The sequence below is a fragment of the Shewanella xiamenensis genome (assembly GCF_014647135.1).
GTDB classification, from domain to species: Bacteria; Pseudomonadota; Gammaproteobacteria; order Enterobacterales; family Shewanellaceae; genus Shewanella; species Shewanella xiamenensis.
The window spans coordinates 11,517-31,978 of the sequence record NZ_BMOP01000032.1; the positions used below are offsets into that span (position 1 = coordinate 11,517).

Annotated in this window: 15 protein-coding genes and 1 riboswitch; of the genes, 12 read left to right on the forward strand and 3 right to left on the reverse strand. The window is 46.0% G+C overall.

Annotated elements, in window-relative coordinates; all coding sequences use genetic code 11:
- Nucleotides 1-448: 448 nt before the first annotated feature.
- Both IEY09_RS18310 and IEY09_RS18315 read left to right on the forward strand, forming a co-directional pair.
- Entirely contained in the window at nt 449-2,563 is a 2,115-nt protein-coding gene (locus IEY09_RS18310; protein WP_188872190.1) for a multiheme c-type cytochrome, read from the forward strand.
- Between the two features lie 171 nt (nt 2,564-2,734).
- Entirely contained in the window at nt 2,735-4,885 is a 2,151-nt protein-coding gene (locus IEY09_RS18315; RefSeq protein WP_047537187.1) for a M3 family metallopeptidase, read from the forward strand.
- Nucleotides 4,886-4,977: 92 nt separating this feature from the next.
- Here the strand turns inward: IEY09_RS18315 and IEY09_RS18320 are convergent, their stop codons facing one another.
- The 3 genes from IEY09_RS18320 to IEY09_RS18330 all read right to left on the reverse strand — a co-directional run bounded on the left by IEY09_RS18320 (nt 4,978) and on the right by IEY09_RS18330 (nt 8,594).
- Nucleotides 4,978-6,546 (reverse strand): Na+/H+ antiporter NhaC family protein, encoded by a 1,569-nt coding sequence (locus IEY09_RS18320; RefSeq protein ID WP_188872192.1) that lies wholly within the window; start codon nt 6,544-6,546, stop codon nt 4,978-4,980.
- A 79-nt stretch (nt 6,547-6,625) separates the two neighbouring features.
- A riboswitch (Lysine riboswitch) is annotated at nt 6,626-6,822 on the reverse strand.
- Nucleotides 6,823-6,917: 95 nt separating this feature from the next.
- Entirely contained in the window at nt 6,918-7,844 is a 927-nt protein-coding gene (locus tag IEY09_RS18325) for an electron transfer flavoprotein subunit alpha/FixB family protein (RefSeq protein WP_037420528.1), read from the reverse strand.
- Entirely contained in the window at nt 7,845-8,594 is a 750-nt protein-coding gene (locus tag IEY09_RS18330; RefSeq protein ID WP_037420526.1) for an electron transfer flavoprotein subunit beta/FixA family protein, read from the reverse strand.
- Between the two features lie 309 nt (nt 8,595-8,903).
- Between IEY09_RS18330 and IEY09_RS18335 the strand changes: the two genes are divergently transcribed.
- The 10 genes from IEY09_RS18335 (at nt 8,904) to IEY09_RS18380 (ending at nt 20,457) form a co-directional block, all read left to right on the forward strand.
- Entirely contained in the window at nt 8,904-9,296 is a 393-nt protein-coding gene (locus IEY09_RS18335) for an H-NS histone family protein (protein WP_037420523.1), read from the forward strand.
- A 207-nt stretch (nt 9,297-9,503) separates the two neighbouring features.
- Nucleotides 9,504-12,578 (forward strand): amidohydrolase family protein, encoded by a 3,075-nt coding sequence (locus tag IEY09_RS18340; protein WP_188872194.1) that lies wholly within the window; start codon nt 9,504-9,506, stop codon nt 12,576-12,578.
- The gene (locus IEY09_RS18345; RefSeq protein ID WP_188872196.1) at nt 12,578-13,867 is read left to right on the forward strand and encodes an amidohydrolase; all 1,290 of its coding nucleotides are present in this window, start codon (nt 12,578-12,580) and stop codon (nt 13,865-13,867) included. Before IEY09_RS18340 ends, IEY09_RS18345 begins: the two co-directional genes overlap by 1 nt.
- 77 nt (nt 13,868-13,944) lie before the next feature.
- The gene (gene rcsF, locus IEY09_RS18350; protein WP_037420516.1) at nt 13,945-14,325 is read left to right on the forward strand and encodes an Rcs stress response system protein RcsF; all 381 of its coding nucleotides are present in this window, start codon (nt 13,945-13,947) and stop codon (nt 14,323-14,325) included.
- Nucleotides 14,326-14,420: 95 nt separating this feature from the next.
- Nucleotides 14,421-15,155, forward strand: a complete 735-nt coding sequence (gene tsaA, locus IEY09_RS18355; RefSeq protein ID WP_188872198.1) for a tRNA (N6-threonylcarbamoyladenosine(37)-N6)-methyltransferase TrmO — start codon at nt 14,421-14,423, stop codon at nt 15,153-15,155.
- Nucleotides 15,156-15,785 carry an acyltransferase gene (locus tag IEY09_RS18360; RefSeq protein ID WP_188872200.1) on the forward strand — a complete coding sequence of 210 codons (630 nt, stop codon included), beginning with the start codon at nt 15,156-15,158 and terminating at the stop codon, nt 15,783-15,785. It begins immediately after the preceding gene.
- 198 nt (nt 15,786-15,983) lie between these two features.
- A complete protein-coding gene (locus IEY09_RS18365; RefSeq protein WP_037428285.1) occupies nt 15,984-17,696 on the forward strand; it encodes a proline--tRNA ligase in 1,713 nt (570 codons plus the stop codon).
- Nucleotides 17,697-17,960: 264 nt separating this feature from the next.
- Nucleotides 17,961-19,085 carry a patatin-like phospholipase family protein gene (locus IEY09_RS18370; protein WP_037428284.1) on the forward strand — a complete coding sequence of 375 codons (1,125 nt, stop codon included), beginning with the start codon at nt 17,961-17,963 and terminating at the stop codon, nt 19,083-19,085.
- Between the two features lie 268 nt (nt 19,086-19,353).
- Entirely contained in the window at nt 19,354-19,596 is a 243-nt protein-coding gene (locus IEY09_RS18375; protein ID WP_188872202.1) for a hypothetical protein, read from the forward strand.
- 150 nt (nt 19,597-19,746) lie between these two features.
- Nucleotides 19,747-20,457, forward strand: a complete 711-nt coding sequence (locus IEY09_RS18380; protein ID WP_188872204.1) for a YjbF family lipoprotein — start codon at nt 19,747-19,749, stop codon at nt 20,455-20,457.
- Nucleotides 20,458-20,462: the final 5 nt, after the last annotated feature.

Below are 20,462 nucleotides of genomic sequence, written 5' to 3' on the forward strand. Positions count from 1 at the left end.
AGGCCTTTCTCAGCTTTTATACTGAAATCTCAATCTAAATATCTAGAATGGATATTTTAGTGATTTCATGGTCAATCAACTTTGAAAATCATTGTTCGTATTTCTGTTCAACGCTCAACATATGGAAACAGATAAAGCCATAAAAGCGCAATTGTTACAACAACCTTAATTTAACCTTAAATATTGTTTTAATTAAGAAAAATCACATTAACAAAAGTTTAGAAATGCGATCTACCTCCAAAGTTATAGTCCTAAATGCGGTTTGGTTCAAAAAACAAACATATCAATAACAGTAATATTTCATCCGAGACCAAAAGTACTCAATTTAAAAAATAAAAGTATTCGATGCTTGCAAATGAAATCAGCGGTTCAAAGCACTAATCTCCCCTGCAAACGTTAGTGCTGCAATCCGTGCCTTTAAATGCGTATTGGATTAATGGAGATTATGATGAGAATATTCACCTCTAAAAAACTGGCATACGTTGTCGCCTTAGCACTTACCGGTGCTCTCGTAGGTTGCGGCAGTGATGGTAAAGATGGTGTAGATGGCGCGCCAGGCACTCCGGGGACACCTGGCACACCGGGAACACCGGGTGAACCTTGGGTTCCACCACCAGTCACGAGTTCAACAGTCACCAATGTAAAAGTACTGAACTATAGCTTTGGTGAAGGCAATATCACCTATGAATTTAAGATCACTGACGAAAATGGCAACTTAATCAATGGACTGAAAAATGCTGAAGCCAAAGTTGCAGCATTAACCGATAAAGGCTTTATCAATAATAGAAATGAAGCCGACAAAACCGACGCAAGTGGCAATCCTGTCAAAGATAACGTCAATATCGGTGGCGCTGCAACTCAAGCAACTGAGGGCGCTTTGCTCACTTCATTAGGCGATGGTCACTATAGCTTTAAAGCCCCAATGAAAGGTGTTAACGCTGGTACCGAAGGTATTGTATGGCTCAGAGTCGGCGGTAATGCTGAAACTGGCATTGCTCGCTCAGCACCGCTGGTGGTGAACAAGCCAGAGGGAACTCATTCAACCACGACCGATAGTTGCTATTCCTGTCACGTAGACTATTCAACAAGCCCACGTCGTCACGCTAGTTATGTAGCAACCGGTATGGACAGCGAAGTTACCTTTGTTGAAGGCTGTTTAGTCTGTCACGGCTCAGTTAGCTTTGCAGCAAAAAATGCCGAAGGCTTCTCTATCGGCGGTTACGCCACCAATACACTGTCTAAAATTGGCCACATTAATCACCAGAAATTCACTAAAGATTTCAGCGTGATGAACTGTACTTCTTGCCACGTTGAAGCGCCAACCAATATCAGCGTTTCAGGCCCTGGTTGTATCGACTGCCACAACACTGGCGGCGTACCAGGTGCGATTGTGCCAAGTAACGGTGCCGATGTGCGCCCAATGCATGAAGGCAAAGAAGGCATTACCGAGCGTCAAGCTATCCGTGCTAAGTACCAAGTAACACTCTCAACCCCCGTAAAAGTGGATGATATTTCCACCTTAACCGACCACTATGCGCCCGATGGCTCAAGCGTAGCGAAAGCAGAACCCGGTTGGTGTACCACCATCACAGTGAAAGACACTGACGGCAACATCTTTAGCATTAAAGATAACTTCAACTACTCAGATCCTCTGGTATTTGATGCCAAGAAGCCGATTGTCTACGCTGGTGCCTATCTGCATGCTTATGACAACAACACCTTAGTAGGCCGTCCAGGTGACCGTACTAAGTACTACTATGGTTACAACACCGATGGTACTAAGAATATCTGTCACCTACTAACTAATATCAGCGCAGTAAACGCTAACTATGCCTACTCTGCACGGGTCACCTTCAGCACCGCAGGTTGGATGGAGTACGACGGTAACCAACGCTATCAAAGCAATGGCAGCCTCAGAGCCAATGGCTATGACGGCTCAATGGGGGTCTCGTTCACCGCATACTCTGATGTAGTCGATCCTGCGACAGCAACCAAAGTATCCGCCTTTGAACGTCGCACCGTAGTCAGTGATAACAGCTGTACTACTTGCCACAATGATGCCACCGCATTCCACAAAAATGGCGCATTTGACGAAGGCGGTAAGGCTTGCGTAGCTTGCCATGATAACGGTATGGCACGGACTTCGGCCACTCTGGGTGCTGGTTTTGGTCCTATGGTGCACAGCTGGCACTGGGGCAACGGTGCGAATGTCGGTGAGATGAAGGCCGATGGCACTCAAGCGAAAACCGCTAACGGTGCAGGTGCAATCAACCCAGTCACAAGCTGTGTTGCCTGTCACGAAACCGCGATTGATTTAAACAAAATACCAAACCAATACATCCTTGAACCTGGTAGCAAAATGACCAGCCCTGTCACCGCTAACTGCTATGCTTGCCACACAGGCGATGCAGTCAAAGCTCACATGGCTAGCAATGGTGGCGAGATCAGCGTTCCTGCCGTAGGTGATTGGTTCAAACAACCAACAGGAGAAGCATGTGCTGTTTGCCATAACACAGGTAGCAGCTCAGGTATCGACAAATACCACAACTTCACCCGTAAATAGTTAATCGTCCCGCTATTTTCCCTGCAAGAAAATAGTTCAAAGCGCCCCGTAACCTTGGGGCGCTTTTTTTGTTTACTTTTACTTACAACTTCACCCCATAGGTTTTCAGTCCTATTTAAGTTAGTAACGCTAGAGTCACAAAAACTACAATTCTAAGGAAATCACTCAACTATGCGTAAAAGTTTTATTGCCATCGCCATTGGCGCCACACTGATGACCGGAGCACTCGCAGGCTGTAGCACTCAAGATACAAAAGCTGCAAATGTCACCGCAGTACAAACCCAAAACCCCTTATTCCAAGCCAGTACACTGCAATATCAAGCACCTGATTTTAGTGTTATTAAAGACGAGCATTTTCAGCCCGCTTTAGAACAAGGTATTAAAGAGCAGTATCAAGAAATTTTAGCGATTGCTAACAATCCTGCTGCGCCGACCTTTGATAACACAATTGTCGCCATGGAAAAAAGCGGCGCCCTGCTCAACCGTGCATCGAGCGTGTTTTACAACCTCGCAGGTTCGAACAGCAATCCAGCCCTGCGTAAAATCCAAGGTGAAATGGCCCCCAAAATGGCTGCTCACTCGGATAACATCAACCTTAATCCTGCACTATTCGCTCGTATTGAAGCCATCTATAACGACCGCAATAACTTAGGTTTAACGCCTGAAGCGGTACGTTTGGTTGAGGTGTATCACCAGCGCTTTATCATGGCTGGCGCTAAGCTGACCGATGAGCAAAAAGTGAAGATCCGTGCCTTAAACGAAGAGCAATCGACGCTGACCAACGAGTTCTCTCAACGTTTACTACGCTTAACCAAAGAAATCGCTATTGTTGTCGATAGCAAAGAACAACTGGCTGGCCTAAGTGACAGCGAAATCACCTCGGCAGCAAATGATGCCAAGGCAGCAGGCCATGAAGGTAAGTACTTAATCAATATCACCAACACTACTCGCCAGCCAATACTCGCCTCTTTAGAGAACCGTGAACTGCGCCAGCGCATTTGGGAAGCCTCGGCAAACCGTGGCTTAACGGGTGAAAACGAGACCGCATCTTTAGTGTCTCGCTTAGCCCAATTACGTGCCGAGCGCGCCGCTCTCTTAGGTTATGAGAACTGGGCTAGCTATCGCCTTGCACCGCAAATGGCAAAAACGCCAGAAGCGGTTTACAGCATGTTTGGCTCTATGGTGCCAGCCGTAGTCGCCAACACAGAGAAAGAAGCGGCCGATATCCAAGCGATGATCAACAAGACCGGTGGCAAGTTTGAGCTCGCACCATGGGACTGGGAGTTTTACGCAGAGAAAGTCCGCCAAGAAAAATACGCTCTTGATGCCAATAGCATTCGCCCCTACTTCGAATTTAACCGCGTCCTAGAAGACGGCGTGTTCTATACGCTTAAAGAGTTGTATGGCGTGACGTTAAAACCACGTCCAGATTTGCCTGTATACCACCCAGATGTGAAAGCCTATGAAATGTTTGATGCCGATGGCTCAAGCATGGCGATTTTCTATGCTGATTACTTTGCCCGTGAAGGCAAACGCGGTGGCGCATGGATGAGCTCGTTTGTAGGGCAATCCTTCCTCGAAGGTACTAAGCCCGTCGTAGTTAACGTGATGAACATTAAAAAGGCGCCTGAAGGCCAACCTACCTTCGTCAGCTATAACGAAGTCACCACCATGTTCCATGAAATGGGCCACGGTACCCACGGTATGTTCTCCAAAGTGACTTACCCAAGTCTTTCTGGGACTTCGGTATCCCGTGACTTTGTGGAATTTCCATCGACTTTCGAAGAAGATTGGGCGGCCCACCCTAAAGTGTTAGCCAACTACGCCAAGCACTACGAAACAGGCAAGCCTATCCCTGATGAGTTACTGCAAAAACTGTTAAAATCCGGCAGTTTTAACCAAGGCTTCGATACGTTAGAGTATATGGCTGCGGCGCTAGTGGATATGGAATGGCACTCATTAAGCCCTGATGCACCATTGCAAGATGTAGCGACCTTTGAGGCTAATGCGCTGAAAAAGCACGGCTTAAATATCACCGCCGTACCACCACGTTATAAGTCAACTTACTTTGCCCACGCCTTCCCAGGTGGTTACTCAGCAAGTTACTACGCGTATATGTGGAGTGAAATTTTAGCGGCTGACGCCTTTGCCTATGTGCAAACCCAAGGCGGCCTAAACCGTGAGATCGGCATGAAATATCGTAAGACCATTCGCGAAGTGGGCAACAGTATTGCGCCAATGGAAGCTTACAAGAACTTCCGCGGCCAAGAGCCTACCACTGAAGGTTTACTCAACCGCCGTGGACTCAATCAGACTCAGTAATCTTAGATACTGAGTAGATAAAAATCAGCCAGCATAGTTGCTGGCTGATTTGTTTTACATTCTCAATATAAGAGCGAAGTTAAATCACGGACTTATAAAGCCGTACTTTTGGATTTAATGTGCAAACCAAAAATCGTCAATACAAACAATATGCTACAAGTCACTAATCCCGCATTGACCGATTCAGTTAAGCCAAGCACTACGTAGCCGATCATGCTGATCAGCGCAACGATTACGGCGTAGGGAAGCTGCGTCACTACGTGGTCGATATGATGGCAACTGGCCCCCGTCGACGACAAAATAGTGGTATCAGAAATCGGTGAACAATGATCACCAAATACCGCCCCCGCTAATACCGAAGCCAGCATAGGTAACATCATGGCTGTGTGACTGCCCATCGCCATATCGGCGGCAATCGGCAGCATAATCCCGAACGTACCCCAACTGGTTCCTGTAGAGAATGCAGTCAGGCCCGCTAACACAAACATTAATGCAGGTAAGAAAGCAAAGGGAATATTCCCAGTGGCTAGGCTAGCCATAAACTTACCGGTTTCAAGCTGGCCGATCACAGCTGCAATGGTCCAAGCAAATAACAAGATGTAAATCGCAGGCAACATAGAGCGAGCGCCCTGCACTACACCTTTTAATACCATTGATTTTTCAACGCCTTGCACTAAGTTAAGTACCAGCGCAACCGCTAAACCAATCAGGGCACCAAAGAACAGTGATGAACTCACATCGGTTTTCTCGAAAGCAGAAATAATATTAAATTCAATGCCTTCTTTAGCTAATACTTGAGCACCGCTATCGATCATAAAATACAGGGTCGCAAATACCAGTACTGTGATAGGTAGGAATAACCCGAGGATTTTACCTGTTTCAGCTTCGGGTAAATCAGCATTAGCACCTGGCGGTAAACCTTTAGTCTCATCGTATAAATTACCGCGCATGGCATTTAATTCATGTTCACGCATAGGGCCAACATCTAAGCCCATAAACGCCACACAAAGCAGTAATAATAAAGAGAAAATTGCGTAGAAATTCATAGGGATCATTTGAATAAATACACTCAAATGACCAGAGTCCGCAAAACCATGTGCTGTTAATATACCGCCAATTAACGCAATAATATAAGCGCCCCAACTTGATACCGGTGAAATGACACAAACTGGTGCTGCGGTAGAATCTAATAAATAAGCTAACTTAGCGCGGGAAATATGGTAACGGTCGGTAACAGGCCTTGCGACAGACCCAACGACTAAGCTATTGAAATAATCGTCAATAAAAACAACACAGCCTAAAAACATGGTCAGTAATTTCGCATCGCGCTTATTACGAATATGTAACCTTGCCCAATCAGCAAATGCCCGTGCACTACCACTCACAGTAATTAGAGCGGTGATCATCCCCAATACAATCAAGAAACCGAGAATGTATAAATTCCAAGAATTTACGCCATCATCCGACCAAAAAAGTCCTTTTACACTGTTAAATAAAAACTCACCGCTGGCCACAGGAGAAAATTGATTGAGCAATAATACTCCAATCACAATTCCTAAACCGAGGGAAAGAAGCACTCGGCGAGTAAAAATCGCCAATACAATTGCAACCACAGGCGGGAGCAAAGAAAGCGCCGAATCGGCATAACTAACTACAGTCATTGATTATTTCTTCGTCAAAATACGAATGGAGGGCGACTGAACTGGTGGGAAAAGGCAATAGATACCCAAGATCACCTGTCCTATCAGTAGCGCTCCATAGTAACTATTCCTAATATCCGTATCTGGAAATACTATGGCAGTGTTGTACCTATTAGACACAACCCCAGCAGTTGATCGTGATAAATCAAACTACTTCGGCACCAAATCCTTTCGTGAACGATCAACGGAATCACCCTACTGATCACTACTGATATTTGGTGCGCCTCTACTTCTAAGAACGCCCATACATGGGCGTGAGGCTCATAAAAACATAAGCGGCTAAGCAGTTACCACCGCGAAGCCGCTTACTTTGACTTAGCTCACAAATAAAATCAACTTAAGCTTGCAATCAACTGCGGAACGGCTTCGAACAGGTCAGCTTCGAGGCCATAATCGGCAACTTGGAAGATAGGCGCTTCAGGGTCTTTGTTGATAGCCACAATCACCTTAGCGTCTTTCATTCCCGCTAAATGTTGGATCGCGCCTGAAATACCTACTGCAATATAGAGATTAGGTGCGACAATTTTACCGGTTTGACCGACTTGCAAGTCATTCGGAACAAAGCCTGCGTCAACCGCCGCACGCGAAGCACCTACTGCGGCACCAAGCTTATCAGCCAGTTGCTCTAACATGCCGAAGTTTTCACCGCTGCCCATGCCACGGCCACCAGATACGATAATGCCAGCATTTCCTAACTCTGGACGTGCTGAAACTGTCAGCGCTTGAGACACAAACTGAGCTTTGGCTTCAAACACTTTATCCAAGGTAGTCACAGCAGCATTATTACCCTGTGTCACCGCATCGAACGCACTGGCACGCACTGTCATCACTTTGATAGCGTCATGGCTTTGAACTGTCGCTAAGGCGTTACCCGCATAAATCGGGCGAACAAAGGTATCGCTACTCACCACGCCAATCACTTCCGAAATTTGCGCCACATCTAAAAGTGCTGCCACACGCGGTAACGTGTCTTTACCCGCACTCGATGCCGCTGCGAGAATATGGCTGTAGTTTGGTGCTAAGTCCACCAGCAATTTAGCCACGTTTTCGGCTAAATGCGCTTCATAAGCACTGTTATCGGCAACTAATACTTGCGCGACACCTTGTAGAGCTTGAGCAGCTTGCACCACTGCACCACATTGATGGCCCACCACCAATACATGTACATCACCGCCGATCGCACGAGCTGCGGTGACAACTTTAGCGGTATCCAATTTCAGCGCCGCATTATCGTGTTCTGCTAATACTAAAATGGCCATTTAGATCACCTTCGCTTCATTCTTTAACTTTTCAACCAGCTCTGCTACCGACGCAACCATAATACCGGCCTTACGTTCAGCAGGCGGCGTTACCTTGATCACCGTTTGATGCGCTTTGAGCGTCACACCTAAATCAGCTACCGTCAGCACATCTAATGGCTTACGTTTGGCTTTCATGATATTAGGTAATGAGGCATAACGTGGCTCATTCAAACGTAAATCCGCAGTCACCACAGCTGGCAACGGTAGATTTAAGGTTTGCATACCACCATCTATCTCACGAGCAACTTGAAGTGAATTACCTTCAACTTTAATTGCTGAAGCAAAAGTCGCTTGCGGCATATCCGTTAATGCAGCAAACATTTGGCCCGTTTGGTTATTATCACCATCAATGGATTGCTTACCAAACAGCACTAATTGCGCTTGTTCTTTTTCTTGTACTGCTTTAAGTAATTTGGCAATTGATACTGGTGCTAACTCTTCTTCAGTATCAATGTGAATCGCGCGATCAGCACCTAGTGCTAATGCGGTACGCAATTGTTCTTGAACGGCTTTATTGCCGATGCTGACGACCACTACTTCAGTAGCACTGCCCGCTTCTTTTAAACGAACCGCTTCTTCTACTGCAATTTCACAAAAAGGGTTCAACGCCATTTTGAGGTTTGCGGTATCAACGCTGGTGTTGTCAGCTTTTACCCTGACCTTCACATTGGCATCAACTACGCGCTTAACAGGCACCAATACTTTCATAGGGCTTCCTTCCTACACTTTCATGTACATGGACAAAACATTGGTGATCACCAATGCAGGATAGAGCCACTTTACGTCCTGTTAACGTTAACGTCAACCAAAGTCAAACGCTTGTTTGCATTTTTAAGACTGTCGTATTGGCCACATTTTTGAACACTTATTTGCCATATATAAAAAGTTCAAAAATTAAATAATATTTAATTTTTGTTTATTGCATAATTTTATTTGATTCGAGCAATATTAGTTTCTATCATTTAGCTGTTGTTCACCATTATCCTGTAATAAAAATAGAGTGGGACGAAAATAGATATGAGCGAATTTTTAGAGATATTAACTCACGGTCGTCGTTTTAAAGCTGCGGTAAAAGATCTTAGCGTTGAAGAACTGCGTGATTTAGCGGCTAAACTAGATAAAATTTTAGTTGAGCGTGAGTCAATGGAAGCAGAAGAACAGCAAGCTATTGCTGCTCGTAATGCAAAAATTGAAGAAATCCGTCAACAAATGGAAGCCGTTGGTTTATCAATCGACGATTTAGGTGGTGTTGCAGTTAAAGCCTCGAGCAAGAAACGCGCTCCTCGTCCAGCGAAATACCAAATTGAAGTTGATGGCGAAGTGATCCAGTGGACAGGTCAAGGCCGTATGCCAACAGTATTTAAGAACGAAGTCAATAAAGGCCGTTCTATGGATGATTTCTTAATCTAATCCAATACCGTAATGGTAATGACAATAGCCATTCGCTATTATCATTGAGTAACATAAAAAAGCTCGCGCCCTGCGAGCTTTTTTATGCCTATCCCACCCCGCCCATTGTCATTCAAGTAAATGCTTAAATTGCGTTACAATTCATCTTTAGTATTTACATCTACTTTAGGTTACTCTTTATTCACCCTCCGTCTAAGTGAATAAAAAATGCAGATAAACAATAAGATAATAATAAGCTGCGGCATAATAAGTAGTTTTGTATCTCAACCCATTTTTGCCGAGGCCAATCCCATCACCCCCGTCAATAAGTTAACTGCATTGACCAATGCAGAATTAATTCTTGCACCGGGGAAACGACTCTCAAATGCCACATTATTAGTTGAAAACAATCGGATCAAAGCCATTATTGACCAAGGTGATATCCCCGCGGCGGCATTAAAGGTCAATCTCAGTGGTTATACTATTTATCCCGGTTTTATCGATCCCTTTACCGATTATGCTATCGAGTTTGAATATCCAAAATTGGGGCTAACTCGTCCGGTATATGATATTAAACGTATCGGTGGCAATGCTGAGAATGGTGCAATTCACGCTGAAAAAGAATGGTTTAATTACATTTACCCCAATAAGCAACGTGCTAAAGATTGGATCGTAAACGGTTTTACCAGTGTGCAAAGCAGTAAGCTTGATGGTATTTTCCGAGGCACGGGTGTCAGCCTATCATTAGCCGATAAAAATGCTAACGAGGTGATTTATCGGGCGCGCAGCCAACCTTTTATGGCCTTTGATAAAGGCACCTCCGAGCAAGATTATCCCAATTCCTTAATGGGCAGTATTGCGCTTATCAGGCAAACCTTTGCCGATGCTAACTGGTATAACCAAAATAAGCACAAATCGGTTAATAGTTCAGCTACACCTCAAATTGAATTTAATATTGCCTTCGAACGTTTAGATAACTTAGCCGAGAAACCAATCGTATTTGAAACAAAAAATCTGAACGATTTATTGCGTGCAGCTAACCTACTCAAAGAACATAAGCAGCCCGCCAACTTACTCGCAAGTGGCCAAGAATATGCTCGGATCAACGAATTAAAGGCTCTGAATTATCCTTTAATTCTTCCTCTTAATTACCCACAAGCACCCGAAGTGGGTACCGATGATGCCGATCGCGAAGTCTCCCTTGCAGAACTCAGACAATGGGAGCGCGCGCCCACAAACCCTGCCGCAGTAGCAAATGCAGGTATCCCCTTTGCGTTTACCCAATTTGGCATTAAGACCGAGGCGTTTTGGCCACGCCTTCGTCAAGCGATTGCGCAAGGACTCAGCGAAGATAAAGCCCTCGCGGCCCTCACCACTCAAGCTGCTGAAATGGCAGGAACCGCTGACTTGACCGGAAAACTTGCCCCGGGCTATATGGCGGACTTTGTCATTACTAAGGGCAATATTTTTAAAGACGGACAGATTTACAGTGTCTGGCTACAGGGACAAGAACAAGCCATCCGCTCACTTTCACAAGCCAAGATGTTGGGTGACTATCAGCTGACGTTGAATAATTTAACTTTAGATTTGAGCCTTGAAGAAGCAGACAAAGCAGGTAAAACCACTTTGCAAGGAAATCTGAGCAGTGGCGAGAAGAGTATTCCACTCTCCAACCTCAAGCTTGAAGACGACGGCCGCGTCAGCTTTAACGCCAATTTAACTGATGCAGGCATTCATGGGATCAGCCGTTTTACCCTCTGGTTTGCCAAAGACGGCATTCAAGGCCGGATGGTAGACGCCCAAAGTCGTAGCATTAATGTTGCTGGTATTGCCCTTACGCCTCCGCTAAAGACGGAGCAAGTAAGCACGCCTAAAGCCGATGCAACGCAAACCTTAGTCAGTCAACTTACCTACCCTAACGTCGCCTATGGTTTAAGTGAGGCGCCCAAAGCCGAGAAACTCCATATTAAAAATGCCACCCTCTGGACCTCAGATAAACAAGGTATCTTGGAACATGCGGATCTGCTAATGGCCAATGGCAAGATTGAAAAAATCGGCCAGCAACTCAACACGCCTTCTGGATATCAAGTCCTCGATGCAACGGGCAAGCACTTAACAGCGGGGATTGTCGATGAGCATTCCCATATTGCCATCAACGGCGGCACTAACGAAGGCACAGACGCAGTCACCTCTGAAGTGCGGATTGGCGATGTGATTAATCCTGAAGATGTCTCCATCTATCGCGCACTCGCGGGCGGCGTGACCAGCGCACAATTACTCCATGGCAGCGCTAATCCTATTGGTGGCCAATCCCAGTTAATAAAAATGAAGTGGGGAGAAAGCGCAGAACAGCTAAAGTTTGCCAATGCCCCTGCCAGTATCAAATTCGCCCTTGGCGAAAACGTCAAACAGAGTAACTGGGGCGAAAAGTTTGTGCAGCGCTTCCCGCAGACACGCATGGGGGTAAAAGCCTTATTTGAAGAAACCTTCGATGCAGCACTCGCCTATGAGAATGCGCTGAAGGATTATGATGATTTACGCAGCAGTGAGAAGAAGAAAACCCTCGCACCGCGCCCAAGTTATCGCTTGCAGGCGGTGGCCGAAGTGCTTAAGCAACAGCGCGATGTGCATATTCACTCTTATGTACAGTCGGAAATCTTAATGTTCCTGCGCTTAGCCGAAGCCTACCACTTTAAAGTGCAAACCTTTACCCATGTGCTTGAAGGTTACAAGGTTGCCAGTGAACTGGCTGCCCATGGTGCGGGCGCCTCGACCTTTGCCGATTGGTGGGCCTATAAGTTCGAAGTCTATGATGCGATCCCTCAAAACGCGTGCCTAATGCAAAAACAAGGTGTGCTGACGAGTATCAATTCCGATGACTACGAAATGCAGCGCAGACTCAACCAAGAAGCAGCTAAGTCAATGATGTATTGCGGTATGTCAAAGGAAGATGCCTGGAATATGGTGACCATCAACCCAGCGAAACAGCTCAGAGTCGATGAGTATGTCGGCTCACTCACCCCAGGCAAAATGGCCGATATCGTGCTATGGAACGCCGAGCCGCTGTCGATTTATGCCAAAGTGACCCAGGCTTGGGTTGAAGGCAAACGCTACTTCGATCGCGACCAAGACCAGCTTGCCCAGCAGCAAGTGGTGGCTGAGCGTGCCGCTCTTATCCAAAAAATTCTCAGTAGTGATGATAACGCTAAGGCGGGTGAAAAAGTTACACCGCTTAACGAGCCACAATGGCACTGCGATACCCATTATCAGGCTTGGGGCCAACATCATCAGGGAGCAAAATAATGAAGCACTTACCCACGACCTTGCTGCTGTCGACACTGGCCATCACCTTGTCCGTGCAGGCACATGATCTCATCCCTACGCCTAAACAAACTCACGGTGTGTTGATTAAAAACGCCACTGTGCATACGGTCAGCCAAGGGGTTTTAACCAATACCGATGTCTTGATTGAAAACGGCAAAATCAGTGCGCTAGGACCACAGTTACACGTCAACGGGGCTGATGGTAAAGCACAGGTTATCGATGCCACGGGCAAACACTTATATCCCGGCCTTATTGCACTGGATACCAGTCTTGGCTTAGTGGAAATCGAGATGGTTCGCCCGACCGTAGATAACGCTGAAGTCGGTGACTTTAACCCGCAAATTACTGCAGCAACGGCTTACAACCCGGATTCGGAGCTGCTGCCAACCATTCGCTATAATGGCATCACTCACGCACAAATTGTCCCCAGTGGTGAGGGATTAGCGGGGCAATCGGTGGTCGTCGATCTCGATGCGTGGACCATTGAAGATGCATTGCACCCCAGTGAAGGCCAATTTCATGTTTACTGGCCACAGATAAAACGCATGCCAGAGGATGAAAAAGGAAAAGCCAAAGCGATTGAAAAAAATCAGCAGGCGATCAATCAACTCATCACAGCCTTTGAAGATGGTTACCGCTACTTTTTGAGCCAAAATACACCGGATGCCGACCACAAGCCCAATCTGCGTTGGCAGGCCATGTTGCCACTGTATCAAGGTAAAGCAACGCTATTTGCCCACGCAGACAGTGTTAACCAAATCGAGCAAGTAATTGCCCTGACTAAAAAATATCAATTTAAATTGGTCATTGTCGGCGGTTATGATGCATGGCGACTGGCCTCAAGTTTAAGGGAAGTGAATGCCAGTGTGATTTACCCGCACACCCTAAGCCTACCTAAACGCACAGATGAACCGGTAGATTTACCGTTTAAAATCCCTTCGTTGCTAGCAAATGCCGGCATTCCCTATGCCCTTGGTTTTTCATCGGATTGGAACAGTCGTAACCTACCCTATGCCGCAGGTTACAGCGCAGCTTATGGCGTTACGGCAGAGCAAGCGTTGAAATCTGTCACGTTAGATGCAGCAAAGCTGTTAGGGATTAACGATTTAGGCGCTATCGAAGTAGGCTATCAGGGCAGCGTTGTGCTGAGTGACGGAGATATCCTCGACCCCATGAGTAACAAAATTGATGCGATCTGGATTGAAGGAAGACAAATAGATCTGAATAATCGCCACCAGCAGCTTTATCAAAAGTATCTTAAGCGATAGAATTTACTGAGATAAATCGCACAGCACCGCGCAGTCCATGGGACTGCGCTTCTTTACCCTTAATCTCAGGTCAAACCATGAAAATCATCCTCTCAAGTGCATTAGTGCTCCTGCTTAGCGCCTGTGCCAGCGACTACAGTTTTAATAGCAATTTAGACGGTGAGGCGATTAGTGACTACTTCAAGGCAGGCGATGTTACGCTATTTGAAGGTGATAGTTTGCCTAAAGGCCACTACGAGTTGAAAGGCTTAGTGCAAGGAGAATCTTGCCAAGCGGATGTAAATGGCGTGCCAGCATCCTTAAGCGAAGCGAGAACCGAAGCCCGCCGCGCTGCGGCTGATAAAGGTGCTAACGGTATCATCATCAAACAATGCGTGATGATGGAAGAAGCTGCGCAAGGCTGTATCAGCCGCGCGTTATGTGTCGGTCAAGCGATTAAAATGGCCACCGCCGACTAGTTCATCGCGTGTATACTGCACGCCATTCTTGTTGTACTTTACAACCTAAGCCATCTGAGTTTGGGTTGTTGCTCCTTCCTTTAGGTGTTTTTTGCATGACATTTACCAACCAAATTACCGCTGTGGCCACCTGCCGTACCCCCTACAAACAAAAATTTGGCATTCCAAGGCAACCTGGTTTGGTGGAAGCACGCGGTTATGTTGAGCTGGAAGGCCATATCAATCATCTCGACGCCGTGCGTGGCATCGAGCAATATTCCCACCTTTGGCTGCTGTTTTGTTTCCATGAAAATCTCGCCCAAGGCTGGAAAACCACAGTTCGCCCACCGCGTTTAGGTGGTAATGAAAAACTCGGTGTATTCGCAACCCGCTCGACGTTTCGCCCAAACGGCATTGGCCAATCCGTGGTAAAACTCCACCGAGTGGTGCAACGTAAAGGCAAAGTATGCCTGGAGATTTCAGGCATGGATCTTGTCGATGGCACGCCGATTATCGATATAAAGCCCTATATTCCCTTCTCAGATTCGATTGAAGGTGCCGTCGGCGGTATCGCTCAAGAAGCGCCTAAGCTGATTAGAGTGGTGTTTTCCGAGCTCGCGGCAACGCAGATTAACACCTACAGCAAACAGGACGCTTATACTGATTTGGCCGAACTTATCCGCGGCGTACTCGGACAAGACCCTCGCCCTGCCTATAAAAAAGCCAAGGATGATCCCAAGTTATATCAAGTGGCTTTGTATGATTTAGATATCTTTTGGCGGATGGCGGTTGATGAGGATGATCGGGAATATATTCAAGTGCTCGAACTCAAACCCGGGAAATGTGGCTAAATGCACACGCTAAACACAACCGCATTGCCTGATTATCAGAGCCAACACAAAAAGCGTCTGTCTTGGATGCCCTGGCTGTATTTTTCACTCAAAGAAAAACACTTAGTCTGGGCTAAACCTTGGCAGGATGAAATTCAAACCAACCTTTGCGCCCTCGAAACCGTCACCATTGGTGATAACTGTTTTATCGCTCCCGAGGCACAGTTATTTGCCGAGCCCAATCGCGATATTAAGATAGGTAATCACTGCATGATTGCCGCCGAATGTTTTTTACATGGCCCTATCACCCTTGGTAATGAAGTCGCCATCAATCATGGCTGCTCCTTCGATGGCGGTCGAGTGGGGATTCAAATTGGCTCCCAAACTCGCATTGCTAACCATGTGACAATCTACGCCTTTAATCATGGCATGGCGCCCGATACGCCCATTTATCAACAAGCCTCCCACTCTAAAGGCGTCGTGATAGGTAAAGATGTGTGGATTGGCGCACAGGCCGGGATAGTTGATGGTGTCACCATTGGCGACCATGCGGTGATTGGCATGGGCTGTATTGTCACTAAAGATGTCCCCGCATGGGCTATCGTCGCCGGTAATCCGGCACGGGTGATTGGCGATCGGCGAAATAAGTAAGCAGCGACGAGAATCTAGATACGAGCAATGACGAAGTCGCACCCTAACGGCGCAGCGCTTATCTTTGCTTTAACCGTTATCCAGCATCAAAAATGCTATTTGTCTCCCAGCTAGTTGAATTTAACCTAAATCCATAGGTGACATCATCAAAGCAGGTGATAAAATGGCGCCCATTCAACTCAAATTTGGACATCGGTAATGCGCGTTAGCAAATACCTACTTTCTACTCAAAAAGAAACACCTGCGAATGCAGAAGTCATCAGCCATCAATTAATGCTACGTGCGGGTATGATCCGCCGTAACGCTTCAGGCCTATACAGCTACCTGCCCACGGGCCTGCGTGTATTACGTAAAGTCGAAGCGATTGTTCGTGAAGAGATGAACAAAGCGGGCGCGATTGAAATCCTTATGCCTATGGTGCAACCGGCTGATTTATGGGTAGAAACAGGTCGCTGGGACAAGTTTGGTCCTGAACTACTGCGTTTTAAAGACCGTCATAGCCGTGACTTCGTTCTGGGACCAACCCACGAAGAAGTGATCACCGACTTAATCCGCAAAGAAGTCAGCTCATACAAACAATTACCGCTGAATCTTTATCAAATTCAAACTAAATTCCGCGACGAAGTTCGCCCACGCTTTGGCGTGATGCGTTCTCGCGAGTTCCTGATGAAAGATGCTTATTCTTTCCATCTTGATGTGGACACCATGAATGAAACCTATGAGGCGATGTATCAAGCCTATAGCAACATTCTGTCGCGCATGGGCTTAGCCTTCCGTCCGGTTTTAGCGGACACCGGTTCTATCGGTGGCAGCATGTCACACGAGTTCCATGTATTAGCGCAAAGCGGTGAAGACTTAATCGCCTACTCTACGGGTAGCGATTATGCCGCTAACATCGAGAAAGCCGAATCGCCAATGCCAACCGAAACGCGCGGCGCGGCGACTGAAGCATTACGTTTAGTCGATACCCCAAATGCGAAAACCATTGCCGAGTTAGTTGAGCAATTCGGTTTAGATATCACTAAAACAGTGAAAACCTTGATTGTTAAGGGTGCGACTGAAGCGGCGCCACTGGTTGCGCTGATTGTACGTGGTGACCACGAGCTAAATGAAATCAAGGCAGATAAATTAGATTTAGTGGCATCACCATTAGAATTTGCCCCAGAAGCCCTGATCCGTGACGCCATTGGCGCAGGTCCAGGCTCATTAGGCCCTGTCGGCCTGAATATGCCGATCATCATCGACCACAGTGTTAGCGTGATGAGCGATTTTGCTGCCGGCGCAAACGTGGATGATAAACACTACTTTGGTATCAACTGGGAGCGCGATCTGCCACTAGCACAAGCGGCCGATATCCGTAACGTGGTTGAAGGCGAGCCAACACCGGATGGTTTAGGTACCTATGCCATGGCTCGAGGTATCGAAGTGGGTCATATCTTCCAACTCGGGACTAACTATTCTAAATCGATGAATGCGACTGTTCTCGATGAGAACGGTAAATCACAGGTGCTGCTGATGGGTTGTTACGGTGTTGGCGTGAGCCGTATCGTGGCTGCTGCGATTGAGCAAAACTTTGATGACCGTGGCATTGTATGGCCAGAAGCGATTGCACCATTTAGTGTGGGCATTCTGCCAATGAATATGCACAAGTCGCACCGCGTCACCGATATCGCCGAGCAGTTATACAAAGACTTAAGCGCTGCGGGTATTGATGTCCTGTTGGATGACCGTAAAGAGCGTCCAGGCGTGATGTTCGCCGATATGGAGCTCATTGGTATTCCTCACACTGTGGTGATTGGTGATCGCAATATCGACGCGGGTGTATTTGAATACAAAAACCGCCGCACCGGTGAAAAACAAGACGTGCCATTCGACCAAATCGTCGATTTCTTAAAGAATCTGCAAGCTTAAGCACTGTCTTTTGCGCTGAATACACATTCGCCAGTGCGAGTTAATGGCTACCATTAACCTCTCAATACAGCAACGCACTTAGGTTTAACTTAAGTGCGTTTTTTATTTCCCGTCTGTTGATGACAAACAAGCTCTCAAGTGCTTGCCTTTGACTCTTCTCATCAAAAACTAAAGAAATGTCATTAAGATAACTGCTCAGACTTGCTTTTTTAGACAAGGCATTGCTTTAATAAAATCATAATAACAAGTCGTTGAGTATTAAGATTGCCAACATCAACAGCATTAGTTCTCGGTGGCGGTGGCGCTCGTGCCGCCTATCAAGTGGGAGTGTTAAAAGCACTGGTCCAGCTTTATCCTCGCAACCATGGCATTCCCTTCAAAATCATATGTGGCACTTCCGCTGGTGCCATTAATGGTACTTCAATCGCCACCCATGCCTCATGTTTTCATTTAGGTGTCAAAAAACTCGAATGGGTATGGCGTCATTTTGAAACTAGAAAAGTGTACCGAGCCACTCTTCCAGGCGTGTTAAAACACCTCTCAAAAATGGCGCTAAAGGGCTTACAGGACGATAAGGTCAATACAGATGCTGGCAGCCTGCTCGATAATGAACCTTTACGGCACTTATTGAATGAACTTATCGATTTTAAAAGAATTGATCGCAATATCCGCAACGGCGCTTTAACCGCTCTGAGTGTCGATACCTCCTGCTATAACAACTCGCGTTCGGTGACGTTTTTTCAAGCGGCACGGGATATTGAAAACTGGACCCGCGCCAGACGCAGCGGTGAGCGGCGCATGTTAAATACCGAGCACTTGTTAGCAAGCTCAGCCATTCCCATGGTGTTCCCGTCAATTAAACTTAATCAAGCTTATTATGGTGACGGCTCAGTCCACCAGCTCGCGCCGCTTTCAAGTCCAATCCATTTGGGGGCGAATAAGCTATTGGTGATAAACCTAGACAGTCCCCATAAGCATTTTCCGATGGAGCTAGAATATCATCCGAAGACAGCGACCATCGCGGGTCATCTGTTGGATACCATCTTTTCCGATACCTTAAATAGCGATTTAGAGCGCCTAGAGCGCATAAATCATACGCTTTCCCTTATTCCAGAAGAAAGCCGTGCGCAACTAGCATTGCACCCCATAAAAACCTTAGTGATAAAACCCAGCGAAGATTTAAGTAAAATCGCCGCCCGCTTCTATGACGATATGCCCTGGGCAATTAAAACCTTACTGGGATTTTTTGGTATCGATAGGCAGTCTGACTCAAGTATTGTGTCTTATCTCTTGTTTGAAAAATCCTATACCAGCGCATTGATAGATTTAGGTTATCAAGACGGTATGGCGCACCTTGACGAACTTAAAGCATTTTTCAATTTAGCCTAATGCGATGACTCACAATAAAAAGGCTGAGTAAAATCGAATTGAAGCCCGCATCTTGCCGTGTTATAAATTAAGCGATGACATAATTTCTTAACCACAATGTGCGAAACTCATTAAAAATTAAGGATTATTCAGTAGCAGCTAAGCTGTAAATCAGTCTAAAGTCTGAGTAGCGGAAAAGATTTAACATTGATCATTTAAGTTGAATCGCCTATCATGCTGTACTAGATTAGCTAAAAATTAGGTTAATTTTTTCTAAAAGGGAATCACGATGAAAAAAACTTCATTAGCACTTATTGCTGCTATTTCAATGTTAGGTTCAGTTGCTGCTAACGCTAACACAACTGGTACAACTACTGGTGGTACTGGTACCGGTGGCGCTACTGGTGCTATCGTTGCTGGTGGTATTGCAGCTGGTGCAGTTGTAACTGGTGTTTTAGTTGCTGCAAATGGCTCAGATGGCAACCCAATCACCACATCTAACAGCAACTCTACATCAGTGTCATCTAACTAATTATCAGTTAGTACATATCGTTAATAACCGCCTTTTGGCGGTTGTTTTTTTTAAAGCATTCAAATGTTCTAAGTAAAAAGTGAAAGCTTGAAATCACTACGACATATATCTACATTGTTCATCTACCATTATTGAGAATAAGCAACTCGGATGCGTATATATAAAAGAATTTTCCCCATTATTGCCATTTCGGCAGTTATCGTAGGGCTATCGGGCTGTAGTCAACGAATTAGCGCATTAAACGATACCGCAAAACTCGCCTTTTTTGGGAGTGACGATGTGGTTCTCTCCCCTGAGCAAGTATCGGCTAATCCTTATGCCAGCATCTATGTAAAACTTGAAGATACGGCTCAGGCATTTGTGGTTTTAGCCTTTGCAGAGCCTAAAATCAGCCTATCTTCAGTAAAAAACTCGCCCGAAGCACTCGAACTTAAGTGGTTATCTGCAGATAAAGGCATGTTGATTACGGTTAACGGCCGTTTAGTCAAAACCCATAATCTGCTTGCAGGTAACTTAAGTGCTGTTGAAAGTAATGAGCCAGATCCACTGTTATTAGGATTGCATTTAAGCAATACCCCTAAAACCTGGACTCGCACCCTCGATTGGCAACCTGGTTATCATTATGGCTACCGAGCAACATCAGAATTTAAATTGATTGGTGACGAAAATATTCTAATCAATGGCGCTCCCACACAAGCTTTGCATTTTAGTGAAAACGTCTCTGTGGATGCACTCAATATCCAATATCAAAATGAGTTTTGGCTAGATCCACAAACAGGCAACGTTATTAAAAGCCATCAGAAAATTGCGCCCAATCTGCCGTTTATTGATATCACCTTACTGAAGCCTTTTGCTGCTTAGTGGAG